Source organism: Alphaproteobacteria bacterium, assembly GCA_025210155.1.
Classification (GTDB): Bacteria; Pseudomonadota; Alphaproteobacteria; order Rs-D84; family CASDRH01; genus JAOASE01.
In genome coordinates this window covers 114,238-132,222 of the sequence record JAOASE010000010.1, presented here as the reverse complement: position 1 = coordinate 132,222, position 17,985 = coordinate 114,238, and the positions used below count along the sequence as shown (strand labels likewise).

The window sequence follows — 17,985 nt, the reverse complement described above, 5'->3', positions numbered from 1 at the left end:
TGTATGTCTAAAGAAAGATTTAAAACGGCTTCGTCAGCTTATGTGATATTAGTTAAAGATGATAAGGTTGGATTTCCTAAAGGAGATAAAGGTTTTCTTTTATCTAATATTGAAGGTGGTGAGACTGCTAGAGAAGCTGTGGTTAGAAAAGTTGAAGATAGTTTGAAAATTAATGTTTCAGTTGATAATTTATATGAGCCATTGACTATGCATAGATCAGGAAAAAATGGAGAAAGTTTTGATCTATTTTTTGTTTGTGATAAGTGGGATGGTAACATATCAAATGTTGATTGGTATAATTTCGATAAGCTTCCTAAGGATATGATAGAATTTCAATTGTTAGCTCTACAATCATTGATGAGTGGGGTTAAATATTTGGAGTATGGTTGGAAAAAATAAACTTCGTCTTTTGGCTCAATTTAAGCCAAAGTATCAATTATAAATTTTTGGTCATTTACTAATTTGTAAACTCCCAAAAATTAAAATCTACTTTGACTTCCTTGAACCAAAATACTTGTTTATTTGCGCTTAGGTATAAGAAACCGAAAAAATATTAATTTTACCTAGTAGGAAAATAAAATGGGTAAAGAAGTTTATACTGAAATAGGTATAGGGAATGAAACTTTTATTAACTCTCAAATTAATGATGAAAATCATAATGAAGAGAGGGTTAAAGGTTTTATCTCTATGAACTTTAAGCAAGTTTATTTTCGTATTTGGTTTGCTTGGTTTGTAGTCGGTATAACTTTCCCATCTATTTGGTTTAGAAAGCATAAAAAACAAATGATTTTCGAATTAGGTGGAATTAGATTTACATTGAAAAATAAATTTAGATTTAAATGTTTATTTGGTATGTATGGAATTAAAAGAGAGAATATTGTTGATTTGTATCATGGAAGTAGATTTAAGTTAAAAGTTGGTGACTTTTTAAAACCTAATAATACTAATAATTGGAAAAGAGAAGGATTTAAGAATAGAGTTTGTGCTACTCCGATTAGAGATTTGGCTGAGAAATTTGCTTTTAGAAAGTCAATTCATTCTAAGTCATCGTTTTTTGATAGTGATATTTTTATTATTTCTTCTTTTGAATTAACAGGAGATAAAATGTATATTTACAAGGTCGATTCTTGTGGTATGGATAAAGTTAATGATTCTGAATATGTATCTGAAAAATCTGTTAGAATAAAAGAAGTGATTGAAGTTGTAAGTCCTTTAGATTATTATAAGAGAAGAAATTTAAATTTGTATTTATCTAAGGTTGATTTGTCTGAATTGAAAAAGGTTGAAAGCTCTTGGAATTCTGAAAAAGAAAGTAAGAAAGAATTTTGGGATAAACATCCTGAAAAGGATAAATATTTGTTGAAGATAGATGATAAATATATAGAGAAAATAAATAAAAAGAGGGTGAAGTTATGATTCAAAAAGGTTGGTTAAGTGTTTGTTTTATGATTCTTTTCTTGGTGCAAGGCTGTGGTTATTCGTCTTTGTATAAGAATGATGTTAAGGTAGGTTCTAAGGAAGAAATGAGTTTGGTGAAAGAGACTTCTTCTATAGTTGTTAAGCCTGTTAAAACTAAAGAAAGTAAGTATGGGATTATGTTGAGAAATAACCTTAAATTGTTGTTGGCGCCACAGGGTGAAAATGAAACTAAAAAGTATTCATTAGAAATGAAAATGGAAGATCCTAGGACAATAAGAAGAGGTATTAAAAAAGATGGTTCTGCTTCTATTGGTTCTTTGAAAGTTGTTGTTAGATTTAAGTTAAAAGATATGGATGGAAATGTTCTTTCTGAAGGTACTGTTGTAGATTATTCTAACTTCAATATTCTTGATAATGTTTATGCATCGGAAGTGTCTAAAGATTATGTTAAAAAGCAGTTGATGAATAGTGTGGCTGACGAACTTTACAAGAGGATTATACTATATCTAAAAAAATAGATTTTGGGGATTTCACTTTATCTGATCGCAAGAAATAATTTTTATCTAAAGCGATCGAGTATTAATTATACACGATACTTTATCTAAAAATCATTTTTGTTTCCATCTAAAGCAAAATTACCAAAACTTTTGGTTGGAATTTAAAAAGAGGTTAGATTTTGAGAAACTAAAGGAATGTTATTATGCAACATATCGCTATAATGAATAAAAAATGGAAGCTTATAGATAAGATTTTGTCAGGTGAAAAATCTATAGAGTCTAGATGGTATGTTAATAAGATTTCTCCTTGGGGAAAGATAAAATCTGGAGAAGTGATTTATTTCAAAGATGCAGGTGATTTTGTTACAGCAGTTGCAGAAGTTGAAAATGTAATTTATTTTTCTAGGAATTTAGATGTAGGATTGTTTAATTTTGATGAAGATGTTAAAGAGTTTGATTCTAATTTGATATTAGAAAAATATGGTGATAAAATTTGTATACAAGATGTAGATGGGTTTGATGCTTATGCTGCATTCAAAAATTATTGTATCTTGGTAGCGTTTAAGAATGCTAAGAGGGTAGAGCCTTTTGATATAGATAAGACTGGTTTCGGAAATGCATGTGCTTGGTTGTGTGTGGACGATGTGAATAAGATAAAGAAAGAAGAGAAGTAGTAAATGAAAAAGTATGTTAGAGATGTAGTTCAATATTTAGATGATTCCTTTAAAGGTGTGAAGGCCGTTTTATTCTATGGAGAGGATAGAGGGCTTGTTTCGGAATTGTTTGAGAAGGCGTCTAAATCTGTTGTTGATGATTTAACAGATTCTTTTACTGTGTTTGATTTGACTCCGGAAGAGATACAAAGAGATAAGTCATTATTGTTTGATAATGTTCAAGGTATGACATTGCTTGGTGGCAGAAAGCTTATACGTATTAAGTGGGCAGGTAATAGATTAACCGATGCATTGAAAGATGCTATTACGGCGTTTAATGCGAATGATGCGTTTATAGTTGTGTCTGCCGCTGAATTAGAAACTTCATCTTCTTTGAGAAAGTTTTTTGAGAATGCTAAGAAGAAAGATTTGTTGTCTATAGGTTGTTATTTAGATGATGGTACTACTGCAGTAGGTATGAAGCAGTTTTTCCAAGCTGAAGGCGTTAAGGTTAGTAAAGACGTTTTGGATTATCTTAAGGAGAATTTAGGGCAGGATAAATTGTCTACTATGTCTGAGTTGCAGAAGTTAGTTCTTTACGTTGGTGATAAGAAGGAAGTGACTTTGGACGATGCACGTAAGTGTGTTGGAGATTCTTCTGCGTTGGGTATAGAGAATATTACTATGGCGATGACTAAGTTTGATGCTATGGAGGCTTCAGTTGCTTTTCAAAGGTTGTTAGAAGAGGGTGAGAATACTGTTATGATTTTGAGATCGTTACAATTTCACTTTAAAAAGATTTATTCTATTTGTGCTGCTATTGAAGGAGGTACGGATGTGGATTCTGCTTTGAAGAAGAATGGTATCATGTTTTGGAAGGTAGTTCCTTTTTATAAGAAGTATATCGGTGGTTGGAATACTAGGAAGGCCTTGAAGGCTTTAGATAAGTTCCAAGCGTTGGATATGAAGTTTAAAGAGGGTGGATCTCCCGCTCAGCCTGTAGATTTATTATTCTCACATTTTATATTAGAGTTCTGCACAGTATTTAAAAGATAATTTTCGGCGTCTTTTAAATATTATATTGCAAATCTAAGAAGTAAATTTATTCGGTTATGTACTAATATGTACACGCCCTCAAAATTTCTTCTTGCTTTACAATCTACTAAATTAAAATACTTGAAAATTTAGTTATTGTACTAAAAGAATTTCTTTTTTATAAAAGTTTTTTAGTGGTTGGAAGTCTATACATTTCAAATGTTTATTTGAATTAAAGTCCTTATTTTCTCTTAAATTCATTAAGAAGTTGTTTTTGCTAAATCTTTTTTGCTTGGCAAAATTTTAAGATTATGTTATAATGAACTCGTGATAGTCAGAGAAATACTATCATTAATATGTGAACACAATCTTTGTGTGCTAGACAATGCACATACTTTATGAGGGAGAGAGTTGAAGAGGTAGGCTAATTACCTGCTTTGGAGAGATTTCCTATATATTAAGATTAGAGTAATTTACTAATCAACTAAAAAAAAGAAATGTATTCTTATTATTAGTTTATTATTGATATCGTATTGTTGGAAGAAAGCTTAAAACATAATGGATCGAAGGTTTATTTTTATTATGTTAGCTTGGTTTTAATGGGACTTCGGCTTATGGTATAAGGTGAGATTTCGGAAAAATTGAGCTAGTATAGTTTAGATACGTTGGGGATGTTTAGTTTATTTATGGATTTTGTTCTTTTATTAAAATTGCAATTACAGTTTTTTTAAGAGCAACGGGGTCTATTTGTATATTAAACTGGTGTAATGATTTTTGATGTGAAATATAAGTCGTAGCTAATTACTACAGAAGACGTGTATTTCGAAGATTATCTTATATAATTTGTTGATGTTTTTACTTTTGGAAGATAAGGACGCTATTAAGGAATGAATCATCAATAACTATATGTTTTATATTAAGAAAAAAACCGGACTAATTACCCGGTTTTTTCTTTTTTAAGGCGTCTTTTGCACGGAATGTGTGCAAGAAATGCTTTTAATCTTTGGCGATCATGTATTACCTATACACGATACCAAATCTGAAAAACATTTTTGCTTCCCTCCGCACAAAATACTTGAAAAAAATTATTTATTTAAATTCTCTTCAATATATTTTATAGTCCTTTTTATATAATCATTAATATTTTCTGATTTTGAATTTTCAGGTAATATTATTTCTCCATTGTTTGTTATAATTTTAACATAATCATTATTAATAATATTTATATTGCGGTACTTTTTGTCATTAAAAATAAAGTTTTTACTTTTTGCTTTTAATATATTTTCATAAATTTTTTTAATATCATATTTATTAGGGTATATTTTGAGTATTTTTTGTATTTCAAGACCAGAACTTGTTAAATATAATGAGTATGGAAAAACTGTTTTTGAATGAAAAATAGCTTTAAAATTTTTAAAATCTAATTTAAATAATTTTTCATTTTCTGAATATGCTATTAATTTATTTTCCATTATGAGTCCATATTCTTTTAGAGTATCTAGATCGTTTATTGATGCCATACTTTCATCATTCATAAAAACTCCACTTTGTATATGTCCTGTAAAAAGTATTCCACTTTCTATATCACAATATTTAAGAATTTTTTCAAAAGTTTGAGCTGTTTTTTTATCTAGATTTGAGATTAAATTTAATGTTTTTTTACTTAGACTATTTGGTTTGCAGAATTCCTCGGAACATAATTTTGCCCAGAAATCTAAAAAATCTTCATCAGAGGTTTCTTTTGCTAGGTTCATTATTCTAATAGTATTATCTGTATCTGTTATTTTCTCAGGTAATTCATTTTTAGGTTTTTCAGATAGTTTTTTTATTGTTTTAAGTGCAAATTTATTTAAGTTTTCATTTTCTCTTAATTGTATTGTTTCTAATAAAGTTAAATTTTTGATTATATTTGCTTTTTGAGTTTGTTTTTCCATTAGGGGAGATGCAATACAACAACTTCCGTCTATTATCTTTTTAGCTATATATGGTGGTATATTTAATATATTTCCAATTCCAGTTCCTATCGCTTGAAATCCTTTTCCAAGACCTTCACCACTACTTTCAGGTAATTTTATATTTTTTATCATTTTTAATTTCCTTCTTTTAATTTTACTATAAAAGAATATATTTTTGAGTCAAGGGGAAATTGCAATTGGAAGTTGGTATATTTTCTTTCTTCTTTACATTTTTCTTCTATTGGTTATACTCGGGGGTAAATTAACCTTCAACTTGGACTTGATAGGAGTATTAAAATGGTAAAAAATGTTGAAAATGCACATTCATGTGGATGTGGTTCTAAAAATGAAAATGACGGAAGTTGTTCGTCACAATCTGAGACTTGTTGCAAAAGGTCTACTTATAAAAAACCCGAAAATCATAGAGCTGAATTACTTATGCCAGCAGGAGATTTAAGAAGATTAAAGACTGCTATACTTTATGGTGCGGATGCTGTTTATGCTGGGACACCAGCCTTTTCACTTAGATCTAAATCTAAGTTTACATTAGAAGATTTAAAAGAGGGTGCTAGATTTGTTAGAGAGCACGGTAAGAAGATATATCTTACTCTAAATCTTTATTCTCATAATGCGGATATTGATAGATTACCTCATTTTACTAAAGTTATAAATGAAGTACAACCTGATGGTGTTATTATTGCCGATCCAGGTGTGTTTAATTATGTTAAGAAAGAATGTCCTGGTGTGGAATTACATATATCTACACAAGCGAATGTTTGTTCATGGACTACGGTTGATTTCTGGAAAGAGCAAGGTGCATCACTTTGTGTGCTTGGTAGAGAAGTTAATGGTGAAGAAATTACTAAGATTAGAGAAATGTCTCCAGATATTAAGTTAGAATACTTCGTACATGGTGCTATGTGTATGGCTTACTCTGGAAGATGTCTGTTGTCTAATTATATGGCTGAGAGAGGGGCTAACCAAGGTAAGTGTGCTCACTCATGCAGATGGAAGTATAAAGTGTATTTAGAAGAGGAAGAAAGACCTGGTGAGTTTTATGCTATGGAAGAGGATGAAAAAGGTTCTTACATCATGAATTCTCGTGATATGTGTTTGATGCCTCGTCTTGATACTTTATTGAATATTGGTATAGATTCTTTGAAGATTGAAGGTAGAAATAAATCTGAGTATTATGCGGGTTCTGTTGCTAGGGTTTATAGAAAGGCTATAGATGATTATTATGCTGATCCTGAGAATTGGGATGCGCAAAAGTATATGCCCGAGCTTCATACTCTACAAAATAGAGGTTATACTTTAGGTTTCTTCGATGGGAAGTTGACTAATGTTGCTCATAACTATGAGACTACTCGTTCTACTGGAGCTTATAGAGTTGCTGGTTTTGTGAGAGAGTTTACTGAAGACTCATTGGTGTTTGAGCTTAGAAATACAGTGTTTAAAGGCGATGAGATTGAGTTCTTGTCTCCAGTTCAATATGAGCCAATTGTTATGAAGCTTGATAAGTTGATTGACTTTAAAAATGGTTTGGAATTAGAGGAAAAAGTTTCAGCTGGACATGAGAAAGCTATAATGATTCCTTTTGCTGAATTTGAGAAGTTGGGTATTAAAGACGTTAAATCGATTCTACCTGAACTTTCGTTGGCTAGAAAGAAGCTGCCTTTAACTGATTCTGATATAGAGTTTTTAGAGAAGCACTCATCTGGCGAAGATGAACTGAAAGCTAAGATAAAATAAGGGGATAGCAATATCTCCCTTTTTTTTGCCTTGCAATTAAATTTCAAAATACTATTATTTATTTTAATATGGTTTTTTAACAATAATAATAAGGAGGAAAAAATGGCTGTATGTATTTTAATGAAGATATGTGCTCTAGGTCTTTTGGGTTTATTCGTATACTTAATTAGACAACCTGAACATAGATCTACTAAAACTCACAAACTTTCAAAACACAAAAAAATGTTAGAGAAATATGGTTATCCATTTTTAGCATTAGTTGCTGGTCTAGCTATGATGTGTTCATGTGGTAAAGGTGGAAACACTGATGCTGTTATGAAAGCAATTGAAGCTAACCCAACAAAAGTTATCGAAGCTCTTCAAAAAGGTCAAGAATTGGCTCAACAAAAAGAAGAAGAAGCTAGACACGGTAACGTTAAAGATTTCGTTAAAGAAGAAGCTAACTGGAAAACTGCTCCAATCTTAGGTAACCCTAATGGTTCTAAAGTTGTTTTCGAATTCTTCGATTTTAACTGTGGATACTGTAAAAAAGCTGCTGCTGATGTTAAAAAACTAATTGCTGCTGATAAAGAAGTTAAAGTTGTTCTTAAAAACTTCCCTATTATGTCACCAATTTCATCTGTAATGGCTAAAGCTAATGTTGCTGCTTCTCTTCAAGGTCAAGATAAAGGTGCTGATATGTACTATGCTTTGATCGAAGGTGGTGTAATGGCTAAAGTTCAAGCTAAAGCTCAAAACGTTAAATCTCAAGAAGAACTAGATAAAGTTGTTGTTGATGTTATCGCTGGAGTTGCTAAAAAAGCTGGTCTAGATGTTAAAAAATTCAAAAGCGATATGGAATCTCAAACAGTTGCTGAAGAATTAATGAAATCTGAAAAAGCTGCTAGAGACTTAGGTATCAGAGGTACACCTGCATTTATCATTAATGGTAAATTCTACGGTGGTTATATGCCAGCTGATAGAATGATTGAAATGGTTAAATAAGTAGCTATTTAAATTATTAAATTAGAGGGACTTGCAATTGCAGGTCCTTTTTTTGAGTCAAATCAATGACTTCTGGGGGTGGGTCGATTTTTTAACTCTTTACATTGTTTAAAAAATTGGTTATACTTTTTTATATGTTTTGAGGGAAATTATTTAAGGGGAGATTCCTTATGTTTAAAAAATTTAGTAAATTAGCTTTAGGTTTTATTGTTATTATAGGTTCGACTATCGATGTTGTTAATGCCGCTAATAATGCGGATTCAAATCCTAGTTATAATAATCCTTATATGACGGGAGATATCGTTTTTACTGCTGGTACAAACGTTGAGAGAACTATTACTATTGCTAAACATCCTAGTGCTCAGTCTGATTGTGTTTGTAAATGGCAAAATAGTCCTCTTCAAGTTTTTAAGGGAACTACTATACCGGAGAAACAATCTCTTGATGGGACAGGTTTTAGTGGAAGTTCTTTAGATGATACAAATCCAAATCCTCTTTATTATTCGGCTTTGGTAGATCTTTATTTTGAAGGAGAAAATTGTGGTGAGATAGGAAATCCAGGTGGTAGTAATGATTATACTGGAGTTATAACTTGTAATCCAAATTCTACAGCTACTTTAAATGATATTGGGCATGCAGCAGTTCCTTTTACACCTTGTGTTCTTACTTGTAATGTTTCGAATGGTAGTACAGTGTCTACTACTCAAGATTTTAGTGGAGCATCTAAGTACGAAGCTTGTATTCTTTCTGGTGGAAATTGGAATGAAGATATGCATGATTGTGCTTGTGAAGCTGGAAAATCTCCAGACGCAACTACAGGGGCTTGTAAGTCAAATTGTTCACCTTCATATAGTTATAGTATGAGTGGTACTAGTTGTATGCAACATGATGATAATAATTGTGGAGGAAGTGATTTATCAGCGGATTGTGCTAATTGCTCAGGTTATTCAGGTGATAAAGATAAATGTTGTGCAGCAAATTATCATTGGGATGATGGTAGTTCATCTTGTGTGGCTGATTGTAATCCTTCTTTAGAAACTGATAAGGGTGGTTTTACAGAAGAAGATCATTGTGATGGATCTTGTGATTATTCAACAGGTCTTTATGATAATGGTTCTGCTTGTGGTTGTCTTCCTGGATATAAAGGAACTGGTGTAGGTGGTTCTTGTACGGCTTGTGGTTATGGTTCTTATAGGGCTAATAATACATTTCTAGAAACTAGTTGTAATGCTTGTGGAGGAAATGAATATACTACTAGTGCAACTTCATCGGCTTCTACTGATTGTAAGGCATGTCCTGCTAATTCTTCAAGAAATGCTATGAAAAATGGTTGTAACTGTAATGCTGGTTATGAAAATCCATCAGGTGTTGAAAGTGGTGCTGTGTTAACAGGTCAATCTTGTACTGCTGTTTGTACAGAAGGACCTTGGACTAATACAACAGATTATAGAATAAATTCATCTAATGATACTTGTGAAATGAAACAAACTAAATCATTATGTCCTTCTGGTACTTCTGAGCAGTGGGTTTCTACTACAGAAGCTAATTGTTGTGCTTCGGGTACTCATATAGAGGGTGGTGTTTGCGTTACTGATGTAACTTGTTCAGGAGATTATATTGAAGATAATGGCACTTGTTATGCTCAATGTAAAAATTTAAAACAAAATGAAATTTGTTTTACTTCAAATGGAGTATTTACTAATGTTAGTAAAGGTTTCTTATTGAATCCAAAGGTTGTTAATTCATCAACTCCTTCTATATCAGAATGTTTTGAAGCAGGAGCTGTAAGCTACACTCCATCTTCAAATGTTAGTTCTGGCTTTAATCCTGATTTAGGTAGAAGATTTGCTGTTGAGTGTATGCCTATGGTTAATTTTCATGATTTAAATGAGTATAAGAAAGATTAAGATACTTGTTTAATTATGTAATAAAAATTCCCTGCAATTTTGTGGGGATTTTTAAATAGATTTTTTTAATCTATGTGATATATTTATTTTGATTTAATTTGAGGTAGTTATGGTTATTAGTAAAAATAAATATGATGTTGTAGTTTTGGGAGCAGGTGCGTCTGGTATTTTTTGTGCTGGAGAAATTGTTTCTAAATCTGATAAGTCAGTTTTGGTTTTGGATAATGGAAATCAGCCTTTAAGAAAAGTTAAGGCTTCTGGTGGTGGAAGATGTAATTTTACTAATGTTGGTGCTACTAGAGATTTTTATAATTCTCAGAATGGGAAGTTTTGTATTTCTGCGTTGAAGCAGTTTGGTCCTTATGATTTTGTTGGAATGCTTTTAGAGAAGGGTATTTCATATACGGAAAAGCATAAAGGGCAGTTGTTTGCGGATGGGAAGTCTTCTGCTATTATTGACTTTCTTATGGATAGATGTGGTGAGAAAGTTTCATTTAAATATTCAGTGGAGATTCTATCTGTAGATAAAGTTGGAGATGAATTTGTTATAGAAACTTTAAATGGAAAGTTTGTTGCGGATAAAGTTGTTGTTGCTTTAGGTAACAAGTCTTTTTCTAAGATTGGTGGTACTGACTTTGGAGCTAAGTTGGCAGAGAATTTTGGACATAGTGTTGTAAAGTTAGAACCAGCTTTAGTTGGGTTTAAATCGTCTGTTGAGGATTTAAGAATGTTTGAATGTTTAGCTGGAACTCCGGTTGAGGTTTCTGTTAAGGTTAATGGAAAGAGATTTGAAGATTCTTTATTGTTTACTCATAGAGGTATAAGTGGTCCGGCTCCTATGCAATCATCTTTGTTTTGGAAGAAGGGAGATTCTATATTGGTGAATTTTTTACCAACTATTGAGTTGTTTGATTATTTGAAAGAGTTGAAATCTGAAAAGCCTAAGTTGAAATTGGATAAGGTTCTTATAGAGTTATTGCCTAAGAAGTTTGTATTTAGATTGATGGAAATTTTTAAGATTGGAAATAGTGACTTGGCTAATTGTGCTGATAAAGACTTTAGATTATTAGGAGAGTTTTTAAATAGGTGGCAGTATAAGCCGTTGGATACTATGGGATTTGATACTGCGGAGGTTTCTCGCGGTGGAGTTTGTGTTGATGAAGTTGCTTCTAGGACTATGGAGAGTTCTTTGGTTAAGGGGCTATACTTTGTAGGGGAGGTTTTAGATGTTACGGGATGTCTTGGAGGATACAATCTTCAATGGGCGTGGTCGTCAGCATTTGTTTGTGCTAAGGATATAGTTTCAGAATAAAATTGAAATTTATTTTGATTTTGAAAAGATTATCTTGTAGCATATAATCATATGTAAAATAAGGAGGAAATCATATGAATAAATTTGTTTCAAGAATTACAGTTTTGTCTCTTGTAGGTGCTTTGTCTTTGACAACAGCTTGTACTACTCAAAATGCTTATACAGGTGAAGATCAAACTGCTAGCTGGGTTAGTGGTGCAGGTATTGGTGCTTTATCTGGTGCTGCGATTGGTGCTTTGACTACTTCAGATAGAAGTAAAGGTGCTGCTAGAGGTGCATTGATTGGTGCTGCTCTTGGTGGTGGTTATGGTGCTTATATGGATGCTCAAGAGGCTGAACTTCGTAAAGAGTTAGTTTCTACTGGTGTGCAAGTTAAGAAAGTAGGCGACAATATTAATTTAGTTATGCCAAGTAATATTACTTTTGCTACAGATTCTGCTGATATTAACGCAGGTTTTTATAAGACTTTAGATTCTGTTGCTAAGGTTATTGCTAAGTTTGATAAGACTTATGTTGCTGTTTTAGGTCATACAGATAGCACTGGTGGTGATATGTATAACATGACTTTATCTCAAAAGAGAGCTCACAGTGTAAGTGCTTATTTATCTGCTAGAGGTGTAGCTGGTAATAGAATTTCGGCTCAAGGTTATGGTGAAACTATGCCAATCATGAGCAATTCTACTGCTGCAGGTAGAGAGGCTAATAGAAGGGTAGAGATTAAGCTTGTCCCAATGGGTAAATAGGTTTTGAAGATTTTACTTCATCTATCGCGATAAATGATTATGTCATTTACTAATTCCGCCACTACGGATTAAAAATCCTTGCTTGCGGTAAAACGTAAACAGATTGTTACGAAGTAAATTTTTTTCAATCTTACTTATTTTGTAAACTTCCAAATCATTTTCGCTTCTATCTAAAGCAAAATTATCAAAACGTTTTGTTGAGAGATTACTTGATGAAAGTATTTAAAATACGTGTTTATTGGAAAAAAATAAAATCTTCGTTTAGGCGGGGATTTTTTAATATAAGGAAATTGTTTATATTAAAACTCTAAGAGTTGAGTTTTTAGATGATTTACTTATTAGATATAAAAAAAGCTCCTCTGAAATTTTCGAGGAGTTTTTTAAAATTTAGTTTAATAAAGCTTTTCAACCGCCCATTCAGCTTCTTTGAATTTCCAAGCATGATGGTAGTTTATTTTAATAAAGTTAAAAAATTTTTGAAATCTTTTTAACATATATTTTTGAGGTTTTTGTTTTAAGAACGTTGTTTCAAGATGGAATTTTTTTTCAGGTACAGGAGTGGTATAACTTCTATACATTTTTTTGTTGGTAAAAACTTCCATTCTGAAAATTTCTTTTCTATCACTAAACCTTACTTGTAGTTCAGCTGGTAGATCGCCTTCACCTATACATATAGTCCAGTTTTTGATATTAAGTTCTTTAGTTAAGTGGTTGAGAGTTACTTTAAATTGTTTCATTTTATTAGGTTTAATAATATTATTAATATAATGTATATTAATTATGTATTTACTATTGTCAATAGGAAATAAAAAAAATGTTGCATGTTTGTTCTTGTTGTTGTATAATGGGGGAAAGTTATAAAGAGAGGAGTTTTGATGATAGTTTTAGGTATTGATACAGGATTGTTGAATACAGGTTGGGGTGTTATTGAGCATAATGGTTCTTCGTTGCGCTATATTGCTAATGGGACTATTAAAACGTCATCAAAGGATGAGTTATCTTCTCGTTTGAAAAAGATTTATGAAGAGTTGGATCAGGTTATAAAGAAGTATGAGCCTGAATTTGTTTCTGTGGAGGATACTTTTGTAAATCAAAATCCAAAGACGTCTTTGAAGCTTGGGCAGGCAAGGGGAGTTGCTTTGTTGGTTCCTGCTATGAATGGTTTGCCTGTGATGGAGTATACTCCTAATCTTGTTAAGAAGTCAGTTGTTGGTGTAGGGCATGCTGATAAAAATCAGATATTGACTATGATAAAGATATTGTTACCTACTGCTGATAAGATAGATTCTGAGCATTCTGCCGATGCTTTGGCGATTGCTATAGCTCATACTACGAACTATAGACGCTTTTAAATTTATAGGTTTCCCATATTTCACATTATCTAATCGTAATAAATAATTTTTATTTAAAGCGATCGAGTATTACCTATACACGATACTTTATCTAAAAATCATTTTTACTTCTATCTAATATAAACTATGAAAAACTTTGAAAATATAATTAAATAATTTTTATTAAAAATATTTTGAAAAAAGAACTTTCACGTATTATTTATACGCGTCGCAACCTTTTTTCTTCCTATCTAAATAATTTATAACAAAACTCCTAGAATTTAAATTCTTAAATATTTTGTTTTTACTTCCAGTTTCACAAAATTCTTGTTTAATTATTTTTTGAGAGATTTGATTTTGTTTATTTGTTTGACTTTGAAATAGTTCTTTAATAGGATGTGGGAACTAATTTTAAATTTAAACCGAGATGTTAAAGATTAAATTTCAAAAGGAAGTTTCTGACAGATTGTTTATGGAAACCCTTGAAGATGGAATAATTATTAAATTACAAAATTCAAATAATCCCGAATTTTTTAAGACAGATTTTGCTTTGATGGTTCCTTTAAAAACATTTAAAAGTTTTAATTCTAATGGAGAAGAAATTCTTCCAGAGGATAGAATTTTGTTGAATGGTTGGAAGCATTCTAAGGATGATAAATTTATGGGCGTTTATCATTTGGATGGGATTGCTGAAATTGAGATTTATTTTGATGAAGGAGACTTCACTCTTCTTGATGAAGAGTTTCATGGAAGGTATCCATGGCACAAGCTTGGGTTCTTTTCCAGAAGAATAATTGATTCAATTAAAAAAGAATAATTTTTAAAATAAAAAGAGTCGTAACAATGGGTTGCGACTCCTTTTTAATGTTTTGATTCACTGATGTGAAGTTGTTTTATTGAGCTTTGAAAATCTCGTGAATTACTTTTCTAACTTCATCTAGGTTATCTCCTTTTTCAGAAGAACTCCATAAAATTGTTGGATGAAGAGCAGGGTGTTTTAATGCTTTTTGCTCAGTATCAACTATAACTTTTTCAAGTTCTTTTTTAGAAATTTTATCTGCTTTTGTTAGTATGATTTGATAGTTCACTCCAGCTTCGTCGAATACTTTCATACTTTCAATATCTGTTGCTTTGATACCATGTCTTGCGTCTATTAAAAGGAACACTCTTTGAAGTTCGATTCTACCTAGAAGATAATTTCTAGTGTTGCGATTCCATGTTTCAATATCTTTCTTTGATGCCTTTGCATATCCGTATCCTGGAAGATCTACTAGTGTAAAATTCTCATGCATAAGGAACATGTTTATCATTCTAGTTCTTCCTGGTGTAGAAGATGTTTTTGCTAGTCCAGGGCATTTTGTAAGTGCATTGATTAATGATGATTTACCAACGTTTGAACGACCTATGAAAGCTACTTCAGCGCCACCTCTGAAGTTGATTTTATCTGGTGCAGGGAAAGAGCCTATGAATTTAGGTTTTTCTTTGAAGAATGTTTTATATGCTGGATCTTTACTCATTTTACTTCCTTTTTTAATCTTTTGCACGGGCTAATCGTAATAAATAATTTTTTTCTTTGGCGATCGAGTATTACTTATACACGATACCAAATTTAAAAATCATTTTTACTTCTATCCGCACAAAATCTTTGAAAAAGTTGCCCGTTTAAAAAATTTTTTGTGTGGATTATTTTTTGTTTAATCTTTTTGTTTATCTATTTTTGGATATTTTTCAGGTCTTGCTAGATAATAGTCTATAAGAGGGTTGTCTTCGTCTATTTCTATAGTTTCTATATATGAACCTTCTTTGTATCCGCCAAATTCTTTTTTTCTATAGTCTTTAACTTTGTTTATTTCTTCATCAGTTAAGCTTAGGTAAAATTTCATATTATCTAAAACTTCTAACACGTCACTATATTCTTTTAAGATTTCTTCTTTATCTTTACTTTTAATAGCATCGTATAATTCTTTAGCTTCTTCAAGAATTTTGTCGTTAAGAAGATCTTGTATTTCTTCTTTAGAGAGTTTTTTAGTTTCTAATCTACCGCCTAGATCTTCTAAGAATTTTATTCTTTTATCTCTAACAAGGATTTCGTTTTTGAATATTTTACTTCCCATTTTAACATCTCCTTTATCACATAAATTTGCAAAATTTAAAATAATAATTTTTCGATCATGTATTAAAGTATACATTCCCTTAAAATTAATTTTATTTTACAACTTTCTGAAGAGAAATTTGGGTCAAAATTAATTGGGGAAGTGTATTCTTATTTTTTATCTCCGACGCTGGCGGATTAAAAATCCTTGCTTTCGGTAATACGTAAACGATTTATTGCGACTTTAAAAAGTCTTCTAAATCTACTTAAGTTCCGACGCTGGCGGATTAAAATCCTTGCTTTCGGTAATACGTAAACGATTTCAATTCACTTTGTTTTTGAAATCTACTTAATTTCAACAGCTTGGTCGGCTATTGTTAACACGTTATATACTACATAGTATAATATTAAACCTGCTGGAAGTGATGCGAATAATAATATCATGATGAATGGCATTATGTTCATTACTTTAGCTTGTTCTGGTGTCATAGTAGCTGTTTGACCTTGCATCTTCATTTGGAAGAACATTGTTACACCCATTAGGATTGGCAATATACCTAGGTTAGGCAACCAAGTCCATGGTGTGAATGGTAGTAATCCAAATAAGTTGAATATGCTAGTTTGGTCGAAGCTTGATAAGTCATGGATCCAAAGGAATTCATGGTGTCTTAATGTTATGTAGTTCATAAGCACTTTATAAAGGGCTAAGAAGATAGGTAATTGAACTAATAGTGGTAGACATCCTGATAATGGATTTATTTGGTGTTTTTTGTATAGAGCGGCCATTTCCATTTGCATTCTCATTTTATCGTTTTTGTGGTATGTTTGGATTTTCTTCATTTCAGGTCCAAGTTTTTTCATTTTGGCCATAGAGTCCATAGATTTTTTAGAAATAGGGTGTAGCAATACTTTTATGAATATTGCGAATAGTATAACTGCCCAGCCGATAGATCCTGTGTTATTAAATAGGAATTCTATTACTGAGAAGAATATTTTTGAGAAGAATGCGAAGAATCCGTAGTCTATAAGAAGATCTAGGTTTTGAGCTCCATATTTTTCTGAATAGTCTTTAAGGATAGACCTTTCTTTTGGACCAGTGAATACTTTGTCAGTTACAGTGAAGCTTTCACCTGCTTTAACAGTTAGAGTTTCATATGTGTAGTCTAATTGGTATGTTTCAGATTTTTCTTCTTCGTTTTCTCTGCTTAAGAATGCTTTAACTTCTTGTTTTTTAGCAGCTTCGTTTGATCCCATTAGGAAAGCTGTTGCGAAGTAGTTGTCTGAGAAACCACTCCAAGTTTTATCTTCTTGGATAACTCTAGAGAATGGTTCATCTTTGATGTTTTCAAATCTTTCTTTTTCAAGACTTCTGCTTGAGAAATCTATTAAACCAGAGAAGGCTCTTAGGTTTTTATTTTCAGTATCTATCTTTTTAGATATTATTGCGTAAGGGAATACAGAAATATCTTTTCCTGTATTGTTTGAAATTGTTTGAGAAACTTCGATAAGGTAATCGTCTGCAAGAGAAAAAGTTTTTTCTATTTTGATACCTTCTTTGTTTGCCCATGAGATTGTTTTAGAGTTTTCAGTTTCTTTGATAACTTTCCAAGTTGAGTTAGATGTTGGTAAGTTTATGTTTTGACCAGAGATACCAAAATCTAAGTAAGAGTATTCTTTGTTTTCTTCTTTGTTTGTGTATTTAGGAGAGAAAAGTTTTTGTTTATCTTCTTTTTCTAAAGTTTCTTTATATTCGTTAAGAAGTAGGGAGTCTAATTTTCCGCCAACTAGATTGATTTCAGCTTCGATTTTTTCGTTTTTGAATGAAGAAGGAATTCTTTCTTTTTTGATTTCAGATGTAGTTGATATTTCGCTAGAAACAACAGGTTTAATGTCTTCTTTTTTAGCGCAAGATTGGAATATGATTGTGAATAATGTTGCGTATAAGAAGCCTCTCATCAGGCTTTTTTTAAGTGTTTCTTTATTTAATTGATTTTTGTTAGTCATTACTTTCTCTTTTCTTCTTTTTTTATTAAAGGGTCGTAACCCGAATGTTTATTCCATGGATGGCATTTTAGCAACCTTTTTGCTGTAAGTAAAGAGGCTTTTAAAAAATTGTAATTTTGATATGCTTCTTTGCTATATTCTGAGCAAGTAGGTATGAATTTGCACCTATATTTACCCCCAATTAATGGAGATATAAATCTTTGGTATAATTTTAGGAGAAATATTGCTATCTTATTCATTTTTAACCTTTGTCTTTTGCACGAATTTTAAGCAAATTATCAATTATTAATTTTTAGTCATT

18 protein-coding genes are annotated in these 17,985 nt (G+C 31.4%); 12 read left to right on the top strand and 6 right to left on the bottom strand.

What is annotated here, in order from left to right:
• The first annotated feature begins 3 nt into the window (after nt 1-3).
• The 5 genes from N4A44_04195 to holA all read left to right on the top strand — a co-directional run bounded on the left by N4A44_04195 (nt 4) and on the right by holA (nt 3,625).
• Nucleotides 4-399, top strand: coding sequence for a hypothetical protein (locus tag N4A44_04195; protein ID MCT4552843.1), 396 nt, complete (start codon nt 4-6; stop codon nt 397-399).
• Nucleotides 400-579: 180 nt separating this feature from the next.
• On the top strand, nt 580-1,416 hold the full coding sequence (locus N4A44_04190) for a hypothetical protein (protein MCT4552842.1): 837 nt from the start codon (nt 580-582) through the stop codon (nt 1,414-1,416).
• The gene (locus N4A44_04185) at nt 1,413-1,937 is read left to right on the top strand and encodes a hypothetical protein (GenBank protein ID MCT4552841.1); all 525 of its coding nucleotides are present in this window, start codon (nt 1,413-1,415) and stop codon (nt 1,935-1,937) included. The genes N4A44_04190 and N4A44_04185 overlap by 4 nt, the downstream gene beginning before the upstream one ends.
• 182 nt (nt 1,938-2,119) lie before the next feature.
• Complete coding sequence (locus N4A44_04180) at nt 2,120-2,590, top strand: hypothetical protein (GenBank protein MCT4552840.1); 471 nt, start codon at nt 2,120-2,122, stop codon at nt 2,588-2,590.
• Nucleotides 2,591-2,593: 3 nt separating this feature from the next.
• A complete protein-coding gene (holA, locus tag N4A44_04175) occupies nt 2,594-3,625 on the top strand; it encodes a DNA polymerase III subunit delta (protein ID MCT4552839.1) in 1,032 nt (343 codons plus the stop codon).
• Nucleotides 3,626-4,689: 1,064 nt separating this feature from the next.
• On the opposite strand, the gene N4A44_04170 is transcribed toward holA, so the two are convergent.
• The gene (locus N4A44_04170) at nt 4,690-5,691 is read right to left on the bottom strand and encodes a DUF2806 domain-containing protein (protein ID MCT4552838.1); all 1,002 of its coding nucleotides are present in this window, start codon (nt 5,689-5,691) and stop codon (nt 4,690-4,692) included.
• Between the two features lie 165 nt (nt 5,692-5,856).
• Between N4A44_04170 and N4A44_04165 the strand changes: the two genes are divergently transcribed.
• The 5 genes from N4A44_04165 (at nt 5,857) to N4A44_04145 (ending at nt 12,257) form a co-directional block, all read left to right on the top strand.
• Nucleotides 5,857-7,311 carry a U32 family peptidase C-terminal domain-containing protein gene (locus N4A44_04165; GenBank protein ID MCT4552837.1) on the top strand — a complete coding sequence of 485 codons (1,455 nt, stop codon included), beginning with the start codon at nt 5,857-5,859 and terminating at the stop codon, nt 7,309-7,311.
• Nucleotides 7,312-7,413: 102 nt separating this feature from the next.
• The gene (locus tag N4A44_04160; GenBank protein ID MCT4552836.1) at nt 7,414-8,295 is read left to right on the top strand and encodes a DsbA family protein; all 882 of its coding nucleotides are present in this window, start codon (nt 7,414-7,416) and stop codon (nt 8,293-8,295) included.
• Nucleotides 8,296-8,465: 170 nt separating this feature from the next.
• The gene (locus tag N4A44_04155; protein ID MCT4552835.1) at nt 8,466-10,202 is read left to right on the top strand and encodes a hypothetical protein; all 1,737 of its coding nucleotides are present in this window, start codon (nt 8,466-8,468) and stop codon (nt 10,200-10,202) included.
• Between the two features lie 109 nt (nt 10,203-10,311).
• Nucleotides 10,312-11,514 (top strand): NAD(P)/FAD-dependent oxidoreductase, encoded by a 1,203-nt coding sequence (locus N4A44_04150; GenBank protein MCT4552834.1) that lies wholly within the window; start codon nt 10,312-10,314, stop codon nt 11,512-11,514.
• A 74-nt stretch (nt 11,515-11,588) separates the two neighbouring features.
• Nucleotides 11,589-12,257: an OmpA family protein gene (locus N4A44_04145; protein MCT4552833.1), complete on the top strand. Its 669-nt coding sequence runs from the start codon at nt 11,589-11,591 to the stop codon at nt 12,255-12,257.
• Nucleotides 12,258-12,649: 392 nt separating this feature from the next.
• On the opposite strand, the gene N4A44_04140 is transcribed toward N4A44_04145, so the two are convergent.
• Complete coding sequence (locus tag N4A44_04140) at nt 12,650-12,994, bottom strand: hypothetical protein (protein ID MCT4552832.1); 345 nt, start codon at nt 12,992-12,994, stop codon at nt 12,650-12,652.
• Between the two features lie 138 nt (nt 12,995-13,132).
• On the opposite strand from N4A44_04140, the gene ruvC reads away from it, so the two are divergent.
• The gene (ruvC, locus tag N4A44_04135; protein MCT4552831.1) at nt 13,133-13,609 is read left to right on the top strand and encodes a crossover junction endodeoxyribonuclease RuvC; all 477 of its coding nucleotides are present in this window, start codon (nt 13,133-13,135) and stop codon (nt 13,607-13,609) included.
• A 406-nt stretch (nt 13,610-14,015) separates the two neighbouring features.
• Entirely contained in the window at nt 14,016-14,405 is a 390-nt protein-coding gene (locus N4A44_04130) for a hypothetical protein (GenBank protein ID MCT4552830.1), read from the top strand.
• A 76-nt stretch (nt 14,406-14,481) separates the two neighbouring features.
• On the opposite strand, the gene yihA is transcribed toward N4A44_04130, so the two are convergent.
• The 4 genes from yihA to yidD form a co-directional block, all read right to left on the bottom strand.
• On the bottom strand, nt 14,482-15,105 hold the full coding sequence (gene yihA / locus N4A44_04125) for a ribosome biogenesis GTP-binding protein YihA/YsxC (GenBank protein MCT4552829.1): 624 nt from the start codon (nt 15,103-15,105) through the stop codon (nt 14,482-14,484).
• Between the two features lie 177 nt (nt 15,106-15,282).
• The gene (locus N4A44_04120; protein ID MCT4552828.1) at nt 15,283-15,702 is read right to left on the bottom strand and encodes a hypothetical protein; all 420 of its coding nucleotides are present in this window, start codon (nt 15,700-15,702) and stop codon (nt 15,283-15,285) included.
• A 323-nt stretch (nt 15,703-16,025) separates the two neighbouring features.
• Nucleotides 16,026-17,684, bottom strand: coding sequence for a membrane protein insertase YidC (gene yidC / locus N4A44_04115; protein MCT4552827.1), 1,659 nt, complete (start codon nt 17,682-17,684; stop codon nt 16,026-16,028).
• Nucleotides 17,684-17,923 carry a membrane protein insertion efficiency factor YidD gene (gene yidD, locus N4A44_04110; protein ID MCT4552826.1) on the bottom strand — a complete coding sequence of 80 codons (240 nt, stop codon included), beginning with the start codon at nt 17,921-17,923 and terminating at the stop codon, nt 17,684-17,686. Before yidD ends, yidC begins: the two co-directional genes overlap by 1 nt.
• Nucleotides 17,924-17,985 lie beyond the last annotated feature (62 nt).